This is a genomic window from Psychrobacter sp. KFRI-CH2-11, assembly GCF_038239325.1.
Lineage (GTDB): Bacteria > Pseudomonadota > Gammaproteobacteria > Pseudomonadales > Moraxellaceae > Psychrobacter > Psychrobacter celer.
In genome coordinates this window covers 577,635-594,361 of sequence record NZ_CP151283.1, presented here as the reverse complement: position 1 = coordinate 594,361, position 16,727 = coordinate 577,635, and the positions used below count along the sequence as shown (strand labels likewise).

The window sequence follows — 16,727 nt, the reverse complement described above, 5'->3', positions numbered from 1 at the left end:
GGTTTCTGATATTTTTTTGACCACGTTTTTGATTATGTCTTTGACCTTGCCACTATTTGAGGATACCAGATGTTCGCTGCCGCCGCCGGCTCACCAAATTTGATGTTACAAGCTACAATCTTTTTAGGAGCAGCGCTGCTGTTTGTACCCCTTGGTAAACGATTTGGTATCGCGACGGTTTTAGGGTATCTCATTACTGGTTTGATTTTGGGGCCGAGCGGCTTGGATGTGGCAGGTGACGCTGAGAGCTTGCTGCATTTCTCTGAATTTGGCGTGGTCATGCTGCTGTTTATCATTGGCCTTGAGCTACAACCATCGCGGCTTTGGGCACTACGGCGCTCCATCTTTGTCCTCGGTGGTTTGCAAGTTGGCCTCACTGGCATGCTGCTAATGTGGCTTTTGCACCAGTTTTTTTCTTTGGCATTAGATACTGCCTTTATCGTCGGTTTTGGCCTTGCGCTCTCCTCCACCGCTTTTGTCTTACAGATATTGACCGAAAAGCAGCAGCTCTCTAGCACTCATGGCCGTGAAGCCTTTACTATTTTATTGTTTCAAGACATCGCCGTCATTCCTTTATTGGCGGTCATTCCGTTTTTGTCAGGGGTACGCGAGCAAAGCTATGACCTGCTGTATTTTGGTAAAGTGTTTGCCGTATTTGCGGGTCTGATTTTTGCCAGCCGTTATGTGGTACGTCCATTTTTTAAGTTTGTGGCCTCCAGTGGCGCCTCTGAGCTGCTCACGGCGGTGGCGCTTTTCATTGTGATGGGCGTGTCGATTTTGATGGGTCAGATTGGTCTATCAATGGCACTAGGCGCGTTTTTGACGGGCGTATTGCTGGCCGACTCTGAATATCGTCACGAGCTCGAAGCGAGTATCGAGCCGTTTAAAGGCTTGCTTTTGGGCTTGTTTTTTATGTCGGTTGGCATGCTCACAGACGTCAAGCTTATCTTAGCGGAGCCTATTTTTATTATTGGCTGCGCCATTGCGTTGATGGTGATTAAGTTTGCTGTGATTACCGCCATCGCCAAAGTCTCAGGCAATCGCTGGCCGACCAGTATTAGGCTGGGCGTGACACTGGCACAAGGCGGTGAATTTGCCTTTGTCCTCTTTAGCGTGGCAAGCGCCCAAAACGTCTTGCGCCCTGAGCTTGCCAACACCTTAAACCTCATCGTCACCATCTCTATGGCGCTCACACCATTGGCGTTTTTATTGCTAGAAAAAATCGGCGAGCCATTATTTGCCAAAAGCAAGCCCAGCCGTGAGTACGATGCGATTCCTGATCATGAGCATCAAGTCATCATTGCAGGGTTTGGCCGTGTCGGGCAGATTATCGGGCGCGTACTGCGCATGCACAATATCGAATTTACCGCCATTGAACGCTCAGCCAACCGTGTTGATTTCGTGCGTAAATTTGGTAACCAAGTCTATTACGGCGACCCAAAAAACCCTGAAATCCTCCGCGCTGCTGGTATCAAAAAAGCACGGGTGTTTATATTGGCGATTGACGATTTGGAGCGCTCTATCACCACCGCCCAATATTTGCGCAAAAACTACCCTGATATGATCGTCTTAGCACGAGCGCGGGATCGTCAGCATTATTATCGCTTGCGTGAAGTAGGCGTACGTCATATTTGGCGCGAGACTTACCTGTCGTCGTTAGATATGTCGCGTGAGTCGCTACAGCTGCTGGGCATCTCTCCAGAAAAAGCCCGAGAAACGGTGCAGACATTCCGTGATTACGATGATGACTTGATTGAGCGCCAGCAAGCCATTTATGGCGACGAAGCCAGCCTGATCGAGTCGGCGCAGTCAGCCATGGCAGAGCTTGAGAGTCTATTTGATGAAGATATCGATAAAGCGCGCAAGATGGATTTGACTGACTTTTATGAGGCACTAAAGAGTCAAGCAACGCCTGTCGATGACCAAGATGCCAGCGCCGCTGATTCCAAATCCTAAAGCATTGTCATTATAAATTATTGCCACTCTAAAGCATTGTCCTTGACTACATTGACGACATTGACTGGGATACATGCTCGATAGCACACCCTTGAGCCGATATCGATGCATCAATCAGCTAGGCAGCTTTTTGGGGATTGTTTTTTATTGAGTGAGCTGGTGCAAGCCCAATCATTGCTATCTGGCAGATGATAAAAGACCAAGGTCTGATCATTTAAGTAGCGCACTGGAAAGCTGACGTTTTGAATGGTCGCAATGATGGCGCAATCGGTATTGGTCACTCCTGGCGCTTGGGCGGCGATATCCATGCGCACCTGTTGATCCTCGGTACTAAGCGGCAGATGCACAGGACACTGCCCAGTCTGCTGATAGATCAGCGCTACCCGGTTTTGGGCGTTTTTGGCGATATCATAGGTATCAAACAGCACCGCGTTTTCTTTTGGTTTGGCAACGATAGGTAAAAACTGCACTTTAATCACCAATAGCGCAAATGCAAAAAACCCAAAGCCAAGCCCCAAACCAAATAAGCTCACGCCGCCTTCTTTTTTTAGGTGCGCCTTTTGCGCCTCCTCATCACGCGGATAGTCATTGATAGCATCAGCAATCTCACGACGCGCCATGCGGTAATAATAGGCATCCGTCCAGCGCGCCACCATAAACGACCAAAACAGCCAAATAGCCGCCGCAATACCGATACGGGTGGCCATCTGATAAGCATCAGGGACATAAGACATCGCCACAAACTCAAATGCGACCAAAACCAGCGCCACATTGAGCTGAATAAACGACCAACCAGCCACACTATAGACAATAGCGTCCATATAGCGCTTGCGGTATAGCAGCCAAGGAAAAGTGATAAAAAATGCCGCCCAGTGCCATTTGGGCGACAAATACCCTTGCTCATCAAATTCCTCAAAGCGTTTTAGATAATAACGCTGGCTACGATGGCCAATAAACCATTTGTCCAGCTGCCTGCGCTTGGCTGCTGTGAGCTGTTCTTGATAAAACGGCGGTGGCGAATCCGTTTCGATAAATAACATGAGAGTACGCTCTAAGTTTTCAAAAATATCAATCGTCATTATATGATAACGCCAACCGACCTGTATAGAAAACCCGTGTACACCGATTTGACGTCTTTCGATACTTTAATAGCCTTTATCATCTCGATAGTCTTTACTATCGCCTTTGATGTCATATCTACTCTCATCTCCTACAACTGTATAAAACCGCTAAAAACGTATTGCACATTCACAGTCGCAGCAATATCACTTATAATGACGCCATCTCACTCACCTAATGAAGCACTGCCCATCTTATGAGTCAACATCCTGATAGCAATGACAATCTCACCAGTACGCCAACCACTGATGAGCAAACCCTAATCGACGTCGATACAGCGAGCGCTGACGTTGATGACAACCAAAGTACGCCTGCCGCGGACAAATACATTCGTATCGTCAACACCTTTATGAAACGGCGTACACACATGAACAAAAACGCTGAGCTGGCGTTGACCGCGCCCGAGTTCGCCGATTATTTGGTCAATAACAGCTTTGGCGATGGCGATTTAACAGGCATCAATGACTTGCGCGCGCTATTTGCCGATAGCCCAAATGGCAGTGACGCACCGCTGACCTTAGAGATTGGGTTTGGCTTAGGCGACTCGTTCATCGAGATGGCCGCAGCAGAGCCGGCGCGCAACTTTGTCGGTATCGAAGTCCATGAGCCAGGTATTGGCAAATGCGCCTATATGGCCGGCACCCAAGGCTTGCGTAACGTCAAGATTATCAATGGTGACGCCATCCAACTACTCAAACAGCTACCAGAAAACCATATCGACCGTATTCAGCTATACTTCCCTGACCCATGGCAAAAAAAGCGCCACTATAAGCGCCGCTTTGTCAGCCCTGAGCGCATGGCGATTGTGACACGCAGCCTAACCCAAGGCGGCTGGTTTCATACCGCCACTGACTGGGAGCATTATGCTTTTTGGATGCTGGATGTACTAGACAACTTTGCTGGCCTCACCAACCAAGCAGGCACTGGCAACTTTATCGATAGACCAGACTTTCGTCCAATGACCAAATTTGAGCGCCGCGGTATCGCACGTGGTCATGGCGTTTGGGATTTGATTTATAGCAAAGACTAACACCAAACGATTAAAAATCTTCCCTTAGATAAAGAGCGATAAAGGCGGCTAACAGATTAGCCGCCTTTTTTATGCGTGGCGCTTTGCCAGCAAAGATGATCAAGAGCACAGCGAAATGTGACCGATATAGCTGATAAACAACGCGCCTTAACACGGCCTACTAATTATAAAAAGCTTACCATACGGTCAACTCAGCGCTTCTTGCGACCATTTTGACGGTTTTATTTTTATTAAAAATAATAATTTTATGGCGTGAAACATCGGCGACACAAAGCAATTTTTTGGAAAAACTATACGCGTGACATCACAAAATCCGCTTTGATCTTTAAGAAGTCATAATAAGCGATTTGCGCAAACATTGATGTTACAAGGGCTTGGTGAGTTCTCCCCATAAGCTGTGGATAACCCTGTGTATAAGTCAGCACTTGACAAGCATTTTCCTAGATATATTAAAGGTTCAGGTAAAATCGTTCATTTTTTGTACAATTTAAAACCCTTTAAAAATCAATAATTTACGCTTATAGAGAGAAGCTAAAAATTTATTTCTTATATTTTTTAGAAAAACCGAAATCAGAGCCGATGTTTCACAATCAGCGAATTTTTACCGAAGATATATTGTGGACAACTGCAAACCCTATTGACAAACAATACCATTTTCCTATCCAAAATACTTGCTAATTTTGCCAATACTTATATAACTCTAAAAATAATATGCATGCGACAACCGATGTCGTTTAGCATACCTGCACCCTTAGTATGCTATCTAGATTTTGTTATAATATCCTTATCCAATCAACCATACATCCCTAACGCTTAGATAAATGAACAAACGCCTTAATAATGAGAAGGCGCTGCTTGCACAAGGGGTTATATCAAACTTTTATTTACTTTTATCCGTCATTAATTTTACTGTATAGTAGAATGATTGCACTCTCGACATCATCGATACGACATCTTATTCGTCTTGCTAGACACTGGCCGTTGCCTACCATTTGGGGAGCCGTCAGTATATATGGCCCGTAACCTTCCTATTACCCGTATTTTATCTATCATCGAATTTATCGTTTTACACTAATGATTGAAGACAAGGAATCCAGTATGGACGACAATAAAGCCAAAGCTCTCAAAGCCGCACTTGGTCAAATCGAAAAACAATTTGGTAAAAATACCATCATGCAACTGGGCGATGACTCTGCAGTCCTCGATGCCGATGTGGTCTCGACAGGCTCGCTAGGACTAGATATCGCGCTTGGTATTGGCGGCTTACCAAAAGGCCGTATCATTGAGATTTATGGGCCAGAGAGCTCAGGTAAAACTACCATGACGCTACAAGCGATCGCTGAGTGTCAAAAACAAGGCGGCACCTGTGCCTTTATCGATGCCGAGCATGCGCTTGATCCGGTTTATGCGCGTAAGCTTGGGGTCAATACAGATGACCTACTGCTCTCTCAGCCTGATAACGGTGAGCAGGCGCTGGAGATTACCGATATGCTGGTACGCTCGGGGGCGGTCGATATGATCGTGGTCGACTCCGTCGCCGCCTTGACACCGCGCGCTGAGATTGAAGGTGAGATGGGCGACTCACACATGGGTCTACAAGCCCGCTTGATGAGTCAAGCGCTGCGTAAGATCACAGGTAATGCCAAACGCTCTAACTGTATGGTGGTGTTTATCAACCAGATCCGTATGAAAATCGGCGTGATGTTTGGTAGCCCAGAAACCACAACCGGTGGTAATGCGCTGAAATTCTATGCCTCAGTACGTATGGATATTCGCCGTATCGGGGCGGTCAAAAACGGTGATGAAATCATCGGCAACCAAACCCGTGTCAAGGTCATCAAAAACAAAATGGCACCACCCTTCCGCCAAGCTGAGTTTGAAATCACTTATGGCGAAGGCACCAATCACCTAGCAGAAGTCATCGACTTAGGTGTCGAAATTGGCGCTGTGGGTAAAGCAGGCTCTTGGTATAGCTATGGCGATGAAAAAATCGGCCAGGGTAAAGCCAACTCTGTGCTTTTCTTAAAAGAAAACCCTAGTATTGCCCAAGAAATCGAAGATAAGATCCGTGAAGAAAAGCTTGGTAGCAAAAAAGACGCCAAAGACACTGACGCCTCTCAAAAAGATGAAAACCTAGCGCCTGAGCCAGTACAATAACGGCACGCTTATTTATCATTATGATTGATTATGAACATTAAAACCTTAGCTGAAATACTCGCTGAATCGGACGCCGACTCAGCGAGCGCCCCTACTAGCAAGCCCAAAAAAATCTCTAAAACCTCCCAAACACCCAAAGCGCTCAGATCGCCTCATGCAGCACATGTCGATAAAAATACGTCTCAGAAGTCGGCGTCTACAGCCAAACGTAAAAGACGTGAAAAACGCTTTCATCCAGCCGCGAGCTTTAGCCCTGAGCCTAACGACGCACCTGCGTATCAGCCACCAAAAGCGCAAAGTATCAAAGAGATACTGGCCGAGGTAAAGCATCATATTCATGGTCATTCGGACGATAGCGCCTCTACCATTACCGCTGATAGCGATGCGCGCCTAGAGGGTGCAGATTATTTAGAGAGCACAGAAGGCTCAGCGCCACTGCCTGACCCTATAGCTTCCCATAGTCACCGTACAGACGCGCAAGCGGACAATTTACCTGCTGCTCTAAAAGCGTATCTTCGCACCCCTGAGCAAAGGCAAGTCGAGATTGACGCTATCAAGGCAGAGAGTCGCCTGCGCTGGCTGGCTTTTTATTATCTGTCGCGCCGTGAGTATGGTAAAGCAGAGCTAAAGCAAAAACTGCTCGATAAGGAGCAAGACCCAGACAAGATCGATGCCTTACTCGATGAATTTGAAGAAAAAGGCTACCAAAGTGATTATCGCACTACCCTCATGCTCATCCGTGAAAACATTCGTAAAGGACGGGGGCGTGGCCGTATCAAGCAAGCGTTTTATCAAAAAAAAATAGCCATGCCAGACAACATCGATGAACTGATCGATATGGCAAATGCAGAGTCTGAGGAATTTAGCGAATTTGTCAAGGATGGTGATGACAATCTGGTCGAAGGCGTTGACTGGCTAAAGCTGGCGGTCACCGCTCGCACCAAAAAATACGGCAATACCTTGCCCCGTGAGCCAAAAGACAAGGCTCGTCAATTGCGGTTTTTGCAGTATAGAGGCTTTAAAAGTGACATCTGCTTTGCCGCCCTTGACTACACGCTTGAGACATTAGATGAACGGTTTTAACCGTGACTCATCTAACACTCAGATACCTATTAATAATAGCCAAGCACTTTCCACCATATCATACCTGCCCCTATCCAAATCACCAGATTGACCACACTCATGATAGCGCCGATGCCCCACCACTCTTTTAAGGTCACATACCCTGAGTTAAAGATGACGGGGGCGGTGCCGGTCGCATAATGGGTGAGGGTCATCATAATGTTGCCCGCTGCTGCCAAAATCAGCGCATATAGCATGGGCGGCGCTCCTAAGCTCAGCCCGACGGCATAAAAGGCGGCAAATAAAGCGGTGATATGCGCAGTCGTACTTGCAAAAAAGTAGTGAATGTACAAATATACCAGCGTCAAAATCGCCACGGCACCTACCCAGCCCAGACCTGTCGTACCAATCATCGCTTCAATATTATCAGAAAACCAGCGAATCAAGCCAAGCTCATTCAGATAAGCGGCCATCATAATCAAGGCACCAAACCAGATGATGGTATCCCAAGCAGATTTTTCTTTGAGAATATCCTCCCACGTCAGTACCCCAGTCAATATCAAAGTCGTCAGACCGATAAAAGCCGTCGTCGTGGCATCGACGCTGTATTGCTCACCCAATAGCAGCGCCGGTATATTAGCCCAGAGTAGTAGCATCAGGCCAAACACACCGAGCATGATTTTTTCTTGGCGGCTGATGCTACCCATGTCTGCCAAATTGTCTTTTGCAAAACCTTTAGCGTCGGGCGTGACTTTGACATCAGGTGGATAGATCAGATAAATCACCAAGGGCATCACCACCAAGCACAGGATGCCCGGCACAAACATCGCCACCGCCCACGTTGTCCACGACAACTGAATGTTGCCGCCTGTGGCTTTATTTACTAGGTCTACCACTAAAGGGTTGGGCGCGGTCGCGGTGATAAACATCCCTGAGGTAATCGGATTGGCGTGGTAATTGACCATCGCCAGATAGCGACCAATTTTATTTTGCGTGCCTTCCTCTGGCGTTGAATGAAAGCTTTGGGCGATAGATTTCATAATAGGATGAATAATACCGCCACCACGCGCGGTATTCGACGGCGTGATAGGCGCTATCATCAGCTCAGCCGCCGTCAATGAGTACGCGACTCCGATGGTTTTTTTGCCAAAGATAGAAATAAAATAATAAGCAATGCGGCGACCAAGACCAGTTTTGATAAGGCCGCGCGATATCATCACTGCGATACCAATCAACCATATCAGCGGGCTTGAATAGCTAGAGAGCGCATCATTGATGGCTTGTTTTGGGCTGTCACTGGTTACCCCCGTCAAGGCCACGAGCGTCACGGCGATGACCGCTATCGCCCCGATGGGTAGCACTTTACCAATAATGGCAACGATGGTGGCGATAAATAAAGCCAGCATGTGCCATGCTTCAGGAGTGACGCCCGTCGGTACAGGAATGACAAACCAGATGATAAGACCTACGACGATGGCAATAGCGGCTTGGATCGGCTTAAACGGCATGCGTCAGTATCCTATGCAGTGGCTGATACCCTCATCTTATAAGATTACCGGCACTGTTGTGCATTTGTTCACCATTTTTAACATATCTATGTAGCATGTATTGTTGAATTCCTCACAACAAAAAAGAGCACGCTATACAAACGTGCTCTTTTGGCCGCTATCAGCTGTCTGTTTCAGTAACGGTAGACTACACAGCTAAAGGTAGATATAACACAAGCATGGGGCCATTATCGTAAAGTGCCTAGACGGTTGGATAACTGGCCGATGATTTGATCAATCTCTTCGTTAGCCTCCGCTTCGGTATCTAAATTACCTTTGGGGGTAAGCTGATTTACGACTTCAGGTAACAGCTCTGCAATGCCTTGGCGCACCTCGGCTTCGTTGGCACCGGTATGCGCTGCCACTTGTTGAATCTCACTTTCATCAAACAATCGATTGACATCGTTTGGGTCGAGATTTTCATTGTCCTGCTGATTGCTCATCCAAGAGCGTGCTTGGTTTTCATAGCCCATGCCCGTGATTTTAGATAACGCACCGCTCAGACCGCCATTACGCTTGATCCAGCTGAGCACCATTGGCATAAGCGCGGCGATAAGCATGCCTTTACCGCCAAAGCCGCTTTGAGTACGCTGACCACCCAGTACGCTTCCTAAGATATCGCCCAAACCACCAGCGCCTGCGCTGACGCCCCCACGCTGCGCGCCGCCAGTAAAACCACCGATGATATCATCTAGGCCAAAGCCATTATCTGGCTGACGATCGTGTTGACGCGGATTATAGCCACCTGCCTGACTGCCTCCCAGCACGCTTCCTAAGATATCACCCAGACCGCCTGTCCGCCTTGTATCAGCACGCTGATTGACTGGGTTATGCTGGGCGTCGGCAGGATTCATGGCTTGACGAGCCACCTGACTGACTAAATTCCCTAATAAACTCATATTTTTCTCCTTTTTTATCATTATCGTGGTCTAGCACAGTGTTTTTTAGCCGTTATTTGTCGGTAGCCATTTTTTAACGCCGCTGCCTCACAACATACATTATCACCATAACTTTTATAACCATACTTTCTACAACAGTGTTGTTATAGTCAGCTCAAAGCAAAACTGTCATAAGTTTAAACGCGCTACTGGTATAAATTTTACTTGCGTGCTGCGTCCCCAGAGGCTGCGAAAAATTCATCCCAGTAGCGCTATAACACTTTTAAAGTGTATCGACTATAGTTAGTTGTCAATTAATAGTGACATTAATATAGCAAGCTTTCTTGCTGATCGAGATAGGTATTTTGTTATGACATGTAGGCGCTTGTAAGCCTACACATCGCTACCAAGGGAAAAGAAGATAAGTATTTAGACAGTATTGCCCGTGCTCATATTGGCCAAAACATTTAGCTCTCGCCACTGCTCGGGGCTGACTTGATCGCGAAAAACTGTCACGGCCAACGAACGCTGATAAGGCTCGATGATATCAAATTCAAAACTGAGCGCCCACTCAAAACGGTGAATGGCTTGTAGATTTGCCAACCATAAGCCCTCCCCCTGCGCCGTACGCATCAACAGCTGCCAGTGTTGATCAAGGCGCTGACTCACTGGCGGCTGGCTTAGATGTAGCAGGATCGGCCGCGATACGGTCAAATAACCAAGCACTGCGGCTGTCACCACTAAGACCAGCACGTACTGCCAAAGCGCCAAAGACGCTAATAAACCAAGCCCTATCATGATGCTTGCTAAGCTCAGATATAACAGCAAACGCAATCGGCTCCTAGGCTCGATAGCAGTATCAATACGCAGGGCAGTTATCGAATCCATGATATCGCAGTAATCTCATAATGGGTGTGGTAGCGAATTAGGGCATCAACTCTTTGGTATGACGCCATGTTTTAATTTTATTGACCAGCGCCCAGATATCGTCGCTCTCTGGGCGGTTTTGGTTGGTAAAATAATCCAATAAATCTGGGTCTTCATGGGTGAGCATTTCGGCAAAGGTCGCCTGTTCAGCAGCATCTGCGGTCAAATACCGCTCCTTGACGTAAGGGTCGATATAAAAATCCAGCTCTTTTAGGCCGCGGCGGGCTTGATAGATGACGCGGCGCTGCTCATTGGTTGGCTCAAGTTGTTTATTTTCAGATATGCTCATAGGAAACGCCTCATAGCTAGTAGGTACATTACTTAGTGGATTGATAGTGATGGTTGTTGGTCGTAATAACAGAGGTTTGATAATACTCGGTTAATTGCTGCCAAAGCGCGGCCGCTTGCTGCATCATCGCTACATTATGAGTACGGATGATACTCGCGCCTTGCTGCAATGCCAACAATCCAGCCGCAGTACCGATCGCATCACGCTCGCTGGCTTGCGTAGTGGCAACTGCTGGTACACCGCTCTTAGTGAGTACCTGTGCCAAAAAACGCTTACGCGAGATACCAAACATCAATGGCAAACCAAGCGTTTGTAACTTATCAAGCTGGGTCAATAGTGCACAATGATGCTCGTAATCTTTTGCAAAACCAAAGCCTGGATCGATGATGAGGTTTTCACGCTTCACGCCAGCACAAGTCACCTCTTCAATACGAGCAAGCAGCTCGCGACTGACATCACCGATTACCTCGTCATACTGCGCCAACTCATTCATGGTCGTGGGCTCGCCGCGCATGTGCATCAGCATCACCGGTATATCAAGTGCTGCTGCTAATTGGGCTGCACCCTCACGTCTGAGCGCGCGTACATCATTCCAAATATCAGCGCCTGCATCAAACGCTGCTTGCATCACCGTCGGGCTACTGGTATCGATCGACAGCCAAATATCCTGACCCATTTCACCTAACTGCTGACGAATGGCTGTCACCACTGGCACCACACGCTGCACTTCTTCATCCGTCGCTACAGGCGCGGCATTTGGACGGGTAGATTCGCCGCCGATATCGATAATCGTCGCCCCTTCATTTATCAGCTGTTTACAATGCTGCAGCGCTTTATCTACCGCGGTAAACTGACCACCATCTGAAAACGAGTCTGGCGTCACATTTAATATTCCCATCACCTGCGGCTGCGATAGATCCAAAACTTTGTTGCGGCTGCGAATGCGATAAGTCGGTAAAGGCTGAAACAATGACATAGGCCATCCATTATCAATAAAAGGAGCTGAAAAAGGGGAATCGGTATTGGCGATCGTTTGCTTATGATACCAGTAAATCCCATACGGTTCTAAATTCTGAATAAAATACGAGCCATAAAAAAGCCCTTTATCAAAAAGGGCTTTTTAACTTAAACAGTGATGTGCCAGCGGTCTTTTACAATTTTACTTGCTTGCTCTACATCGCTGGTAATGGCGGCGGTGTCGGACCCGTGGTTTTAACGTCATTTTTTGACAAGTTCACTTCGTTGGGCTGATACACTCTTGGTGGACGTGGCTCTTCACCTGCCAAAATGTCTTGCAACTGATCCCGATCGATGGTTTCCCACTTCATCAAGGCATCGACCATCGCATGCATCTTGTCTTGGTTGGCTTCGATCAGCTCGCGAGCGATATCATATTGCTCTTCTAACATGCGGCGCACTTCTTCATCGACCTTTTGCTGTGTGGCCTCTGAAATCGTACGGCTGCTAGAGCCAAAATAACCTTGTGAGCTGTCTTCATCTTCATACACCATGATACCTAGCGCATCAGACATACCATACTTGGTGACCATCGCTCGTGCCATTTTGGTAGCACGCTCAAAGTCGTTGGACGCGCCCGTTGACATCTGATTGATAAAGACTTCTTCAGCAATACGGCCACCGAATAAGATAGCAATATCATTGAGCATTTTTGACTTATACATGCTGGTCTGGTCATGCTCAGGTAGCTGCCAAGTCACACCAAGGGCAAATCCGCGCGGCATGATCGTTACTTTATGCACAGGGTCGGTACCTGGTAGTAGCTCAGCAACCAAGGCATGACCTGCTTCATGATAAGCAGTGGCTCGGCGCTCTTCTTCGCGTATTACCATCGATTTGCGCTCAGGACCCATATACAGCTTGTCCTTTGCGTCCTCAAAGTCATTCATATCTACGCTGGTTTTGTTACGACGGGCGGCAAATAGTGCCGCTTCGTTGACCAAGTTGGCCAGCTGGGCACCACTAAAGCCAGGCGTACCACGCGCAAGCGAGCTGGCATCGACACCGATAGTATTCGGCAATTTACGCAAATGTACTTTCAAAATCTGCTCACGGCCTTTGATATCGGGCAGGCCTACTTGTACCTGACGGTCAAAACGTCCTGGACGCAGTAGCGCTTTATCGAGTACATCAGCGCGGTTGGTCGCGGCAATCACGATCACGCCTTCGTTACCTTCAAAGCCGTCCATCTCAACCAATAGTTGGTTCAATGTCTGCTCACGCTCGTCATTACCGCCGCCCATACCAGAGCCACGGTGGCGACCAACGGCATCGATCTCATCGATAAAGATGATACAAGGGGCACTCTTTTTCGCTTGCTCAAACATATCGCGCACACGTGAGGCACCCACACCGACAAACATCTCGACAAAGTCAGACCCTGAAATAGAGAAGAACGGTACTTTGGCTTCACCAGCGATGGCACGCGCCAATAGCGTCTTACCCGTACCAGGCGGTCCAACCATCAAGATACCGCGTGGGATGGTCGCACCTAGCTTGGTAAACTTGTCTGGATCGCGCAAGAAGTCAACGACCTCGACCACTTCTTCTTTGGCCTCTTCACAGCCTGCAACATCCTCAAAATTGACGTTGATTTGGTCTTCGGTGAGCATTTTGGCTTTTGATTTACCAAAGCTCATCGGACCACCACCCTTGCCGCCAGCGCCGCCTTGCATATTACGCATAAAGAATAAAAACAGACCAATAATCAATAAAATTGGGAAACTGGCTATCAGCAATTGCATCAAGACGCTTTGGCGTTTCGGAGCAGTTCCTTGAACTTCAACCTGATTTTCACGCAACAGCGGCATCAGCTCGTCGTCTGACACAGCGGGTCTAATGGTCTCAAAAGATGAGCCATTTTTCTTTTCACCGGTGATTTGTTCGCCGTCAATTTCAACACTGGCTACCTGATTTTCTGACACCGCGGTCACAAACTCAGAGTAGTTAAGGTTATCCGGCTCAGAAGATTGATCAAAGCCGCTAAACACCAGCACCAAAATGCCGATTACCACCAGCCACAATAAGGTATTTTTTACCATGTCGCTCACTAGTTATTCCCATCCCTTACTTATTGGTGTGTTTACTAAACACGTGACGTCCATAAACGTTTGGCTCATTTGACGATATATAAATCTCAACGAGCATATCGGGCGTTTATTATCAGACGACTTTGCCTAAAACTCATGCTTAAAACAAAGTTAATATACCATGATATGTGGTGTTCTCCTGCATAATTCAAGCAGGTTTCACTTTTATTCAGTTAACGATTGTAGCGGATTTTCACGCATGGTATCCATCTTTTATGATGGCGTACTCTCCCGCTTACAATAGCAGCAACTCATTGAAACTAAAACTATTTGATCGCCACCCAAAACATCTCTTTTGATCGTGGTCGTGAGGCAGCGGGCTTGATGCTACGGATTTTACTAAAATCACGCTGCATCTGCTGACGTAATTCTTGTGTACCCTCACCCTGAAACACTTTCATAATAAGCGCGCCACCTTTGGGTAAGGTTGCCAGCGCAAAGTCGACCGCCAGCTCGCATAGGTACATCATACGCGGCTGATCAATCGCGCGATTGCCAGAAGTATTGGGCGCCATATCTGATAGCACCACATCGACCTGCCGATCGCCCACTTCTGCCATAATCGCGTCAAACACCTCAGCCTCACGAAAGTCACCTTGGATAAAGGTGACATCTGGCAACGCATCCATCGGCAAGATATCAGAGGCGATCAAAATACCTTTATCACCCACCAACTGCCCAGCCACTTGTGACCAGCTACCAGGCGCACTGCCCAAATCCACAACCGTCATGCCTTTTTTTATTAGGCTGGTCTTTTCGTTGATTTCTAGGAGCTTATAAGCTGCGCGGGCGCGGTAGCCGTCTTTTTGGGCCTTTTGTACATAATGGTCGTCAATATGCTCTTGCATCCAAGCACTGCTGCTTTTTGACAATTTTTTGTTTTCGATACGCGTGGCCAAAATACCTGCTCCTATTACTCTGCAAAACTTTATGCGCTTTGATAACGATACACTTTGAAACGCCTGATGACTCATTGCAACGTCTGATGCACAAAAGACATAGTACCAATGAGGCGATTTATCTATAAATGCGCTTAAATCATCAAATTCTCTTGGTTAAATAACTGTTTTAAAAGGCAGTAGCGTTTATAATGTGGTCAAACCTTCAGTTTAACATTTTCGGCACGTAAAATCGTGCAAAATCCCGCCGATCTCATGCAAGTTGGTCATAGATTATCTATAATGATCACTCACTGCCGTTGGCGGTAATATTTTTATTTTTATCAATACCTAGGAATTCTATGCAACTCGATAACGCTACCATCAAACGTCTAAAAGGCATCGGCCATGAGCTAAAGCCTATCGTTATGATTGGCAACAAAGGCATCACTCCCACCATCACCGAAGAGATTGATCGTGCTTTATCAGATCATGAGCTCATCAAGGTAAAACTACCGGCCGGCACCAAAGAAGAGCGTGATACCATCGGCGCAGAGCTTGCGGCGGCGGCAAACGCCACTTTGGTACATTCTATCGGTCGTATGGCGTTGCTACTACGCCAAAACCCAAATGCCAATCCAAAACTCTCTAATCTCACTCGTCACGCCCAGTAGTATGTCGGCACAAAGAGGCGGTGTGGATTTAGTGCGGATAAATAAATGGTCGTGCTGTGTGTGACCATGCCGCAATACGCCTGCTATCTGCTATACCCTAAAACCGCGCGGCATGTTGCTCGCGGTTTTTTGCATGATGGGTATATAATCAATCTACTCTAAATTAAATACTGGTAGCACTCTGGCACCGCAGTTTTTTATGTAGGATTAACTATATAGACCTAGCGCAATAGACCTCGCGCAGTATTCATACTACCTATCGAAAAGACTGCCTATCAAAACTAGTGCCTATCAAAACAGTGATTACATCATGAGCCAAGTCTTTCATTTACGTTTAGCCACCGACAGCCTCGCCATCCAGGCGCAGCAGTTAGGTGTCAGTATCGCTGCGCTATCAGATATCCGCGTGAGCGTACACGCAGACATCAGCAAGACGTCGCCTTTTTATCTAAAGCTTCAATATCAAGTCAGCATGCCCACACCTTCTATGGCGCACCGACTAGAGTGGCCAGTATGGCAGTCAGACAAGGTCGGTTTTGCAGACTATCTGTGGGAGGAGACCTGCCTTGAGTGCTTTATCAGTGCTAAAATCCCGCAAGCTCCTATGGCAAAGGCAAACGCACCTTATATCGAAATCAATGCCAGTCCAGACGGTCGTTACGCACTGTATCAGTTTGATGGCTATCGGCACCCAGATACTTTGCCGCCGCCAGCCTTGATGACAGATCTGCAAACCCGTGCCATGCTCGATTGGCCAGCATCGAGCGTAAATTCAAGCTCAGGTGTAAACTTGGCCCGCTCAGTTGATTTTGAGCGTTACTTGCATATACCAGTGACGCCATTGCCGCATCAGCAATACGCCGTATATGGCACCGTGATTGAGCACCTCCACCCCTGCGTTATCTTATGGGTGGATAAAACGGCGCTATATTTTGCGCCCTCTCACGCTACCCCGCCTGATTTTCACAATCGCCAGCATTGGTGCAAGTTTGTGCTTTAGCTGTTGTGTGCTTCGTGCTATGACAACACAAATAAAAAAACTCAGTAACGTCATAAAGAGCATTACTGAGTTTGGAGAAAACCGGTAAATCAGCTCACTATCA

At 47.3% G+C, this 16,727-nt stretch carries 14 protein-coding genes; 6 read left to right on the top strand and 8 right to left on the bottom strand.

Annotation, left to right across the window (positions count from 1 at the left end):
* Positions 1-69 precede the first annotated feature (69 nt).
* Entirely contained in the window at positions 70-1,956 is a 1,887-nt protein-coding gene (locus AADH33_RS02510; RefSeq protein ID WP_207969609.1) for a monovalent cation:proton antiporter-2 (CPA2) family protein, read from the top strand.
* Positions 1,957-2,066: 110 nt separating this feature from the next.
* Here the strand turns inward: AADH33_RS02510 and AADH33_RS02505 are convergent, their stop codons facing one another.
* On the bottom strand, positions 2,067-2,996 hold the full coding sequence (locus AADH33_RS02505; protein WP_348549936.1) for a DUF2628 domain-containing protein: 930 nt from the start codon (positions 2,994-2,996) through the stop codon (positions 2,067-2,069).
* A 275-nt stretch (positions 2,997-3,271) separates the two neighbouring features.
* Here AADH33_RS02505 and trmB point away from each other — a divergent pair, with 275 nt between their 5' ends.
* From trmB to AADH33_RS02490, 3 genes are all read left to right on the top strand, one after another.
* Entirely contained in the window at positions 3,272-4,105 is an 834-nt protein-coding gene (gene trmB, locus AADH33_RS02500; RefSeq protein ID WP_348549455.1) for a tRNA (guanosine(46)-N7)-methyltransferase TrmB, read from the top strand.
* Positions 4,106-5,203: 1,098 nt separating this feature from the next.
* The gene (gene recA, locus AADH33_RS02495; RefSeq protein WP_100749980.1) at positions 5,204-6,262 is read left to right on the top strand and encodes a recombinase RecA; all 1,059 of its coding nucleotides are present in this window, start codon (positions 5,204-5,206) and stop codon (positions 6,260-6,262) included.
* Between the two features lie 30 nt (positions 6,263-6,292).
* Positions 6,293-7,345 carry a regulatory protein RecX gene (locus AADH33_RS02490; RefSeq protein ID WP_348549454.1) on the top strand — a complete coding sequence of 351 codons (1,053 nt, stop codon included), beginning with the start codon at positions 6,293-6,295 and terminating at the stop codon, positions 7,343-7,345.
* 29 nt (positions 7,346-7,374) lie between these two features.
* On the opposite strand, the gene AADH33_RS02485 is transcribed toward AADH33_RS02490, so the two are convergent.
* From AADH33_RS02485 to AADH33_RS02455, 7 genes are all read right to left on the bottom strand, one after another.
* Positions 7,375-8,832: an anion permease gene (locus AADH33_RS02485; protein WP_075100462.1), complete on the bottom strand. Its 1,458-nt coding sequence runs from the start codon at positions 8,830-8,832 to the stop codon at positions 7,375-7,377.
* A gap of 227 nt (positions 8,833-9,059) precedes the next feature.
* Entirely contained in the window at positions 9,060-9,770 is a 711-nt protein-coding gene (locus AADH33_RS02480) for a YidB family protein (protein ID WP_348549453.1), read from the bottom strand.
* Between the two features lie 408 nt (positions 9,771-10,178).
* On the bottom strand, positions 10,179-10,637 hold the full coding sequence (locus tag AADH33_RS02475) for a hypothetical protein (protein WP_348549452.1): 459 nt from the start codon (positions 10,635-10,637) through the stop codon (positions 10,179-10,181).
* A gap of 37 nt (positions 10,638-10,674) precedes the next feature.
* Positions 10,675-10,965 (bottom strand): FAD assembly factor SdhE, encoded by a 291-nt coding sequence (locus AADH33_RS02470; protein WP_348549451.1) that lies wholly within the window; start codon positions 10,963-10,965, stop codon positions 10,675-10,677.
* A gap of 28 nt (positions 10,966-10,993) precedes the next feature.
* Positions 10,994-11,941 (bottom strand): dihydropteroate synthase, encoded by a 948-nt coding sequence (gene folP, locus AADH33_RS02465; RefSeq protein ID WP_348549450.1) that lies wholly within the window; start codon positions 11,939-11,941, stop codon positions 10,994-10,996.
* Positions 11,942-12,137: 196 nt separating this feature from the next.
* Positions 12,138-14,033, bottom strand: a complete 1,896-nt coding sequence (gene ftsH / locus AADH33_RS02460; RefSeq protein ID WP_075100457.1) for an ATP-dependent zinc metalloprotease FtsH — start codon at positions 14,031-14,033, stop codon at positions 12,138-12,140.
* 305 nt (positions 14,034-14,338) lie between these two features.
* The gene (locus tag AADH33_RS02455) at positions 14,339-14,971 is read right to left on the bottom strand and encodes an RlmE family RNA methyltransferase (protein WP_075100456.1); all 633 of its coding nucleotides are present in this window, start codon (positions 14,969-14,971) and stop codon (positions 14,339-14,341) included.
* A gap of 341 nt (positions 14,972-15,312) precedes the next feature.
* On the opposite strand from AADH33_RS02455, the gene AADH33_RS02450 reads away from it, so the two are divergent.
* The gene (locus AADH33_RS02450; protein ID WP_075100455.1) at positions 15,313-15,624 is read left to right on the top strand and encodes a YhbY family RNA-binding protein; all 312 of its coding nucleotides are present in this window, start codon (positions 15,313-15,315) and stop codon (positions 15,622-15,624) included.
* A gap of 310 nt (positions 15,625-15,934) precedes the next feature.
* The gene (locus AADH33_RS02445) at positions 15,935-16,624 is read left to right on the top strand and encodes a hypothetical protein (RefSeq protein ID WP_348549449.1); all 690 of its coding nucleotides are present in this window, start codon (positions 15,935-15,937) and stop codon (positions 16,622-16,624) included.
* The last annotated feature ends 103 nt before the right edge of the window (positions 16,625-16,727 follow it).

Bases quoted from the DNA above. Each gene is read 5' to 3' on its own strand.
- recA (WP_100749980.1), top strand. From the start codon at position 5,204: ATGGACGACAATAAAGCCAAAGCTCTCAAAGCCGCACTTGGTCAAATC.
- AADH33_RS02480 (WP_348549453.1), bottom strand. From the start codon at position 9,770: ATGAGTTTATTAGGGAATTTAGTCAGTCAGGTGGCTCGTCAAGCCATG.
- AADH33_RS02505 (WP_348549936.1), bottom strand. From the start codon at position 2,996: ATGTTATTTATCGAAACGGATTCGCCACCGCCGTTTTATCAAGAACAG.
- AADH33_RS02485 (WP_075100462.1), bottom strand. From the start codon at position 8,832: ATGCCGTTTAAGCCGATCCAAGCCGCTATTGCCATCGTCGTAGGTCTT.
- AADH33_RS02510 (WP_207969609.1), top strand. From the start codon at position 70: ATGTTCGCTGCCGCCGCCGGCTCACCAAATTTGATGTTACAAGCTACA.
- trmB (WP_348549455.1), top strand. From the start codon at position 3,272: ATGAGTCAACATCCTGATAGCAATGACAATCTCACCAGTACGCCAACC.
- AADH33_RS02470 (WP_348549451.1), bottom strand. From the start codon at position 10,965: ATGAGCATATCTGAAAATAAACAACTTGAGCCAACCAATGAGCAGCGC.
- AADH33_RS02475 (WP_348549452.1), bottom strand. From the start codon at position 10,637: ATGGATTCGATAACTGCCCTGCGTATTGATACTGCTATCGAGCCTAGG.
- AADH33_RS02450 (WP_075100455.1), top strand. From the start codon at position 15,313: ATGCAACTCGATAACGCTACCATCAAACGTCTAAAAGGCATCGGCCAT.
- folP (WP_348549450.1), bottom strand. From the start codon at position 11,941: ATGTCATTGTTTCAGCCTTTACCGACTTATCGCATTCGCAGCCGCAAC.
- AADH33_RS02445 (WP_348549449.1), top strand. From the start codon at position 15,935: ATGAGCCAAGTCTTTCATTTACGTTTAGCCACCGACAGCCTCGCCATC.
- AADH33_RS02490 (WP_348549454.1), top strand. From the start codon at position 6,293: ATGAACATTAAAACCTTAGCTGAAATACTCGCTGAATCGGACGCCGAC.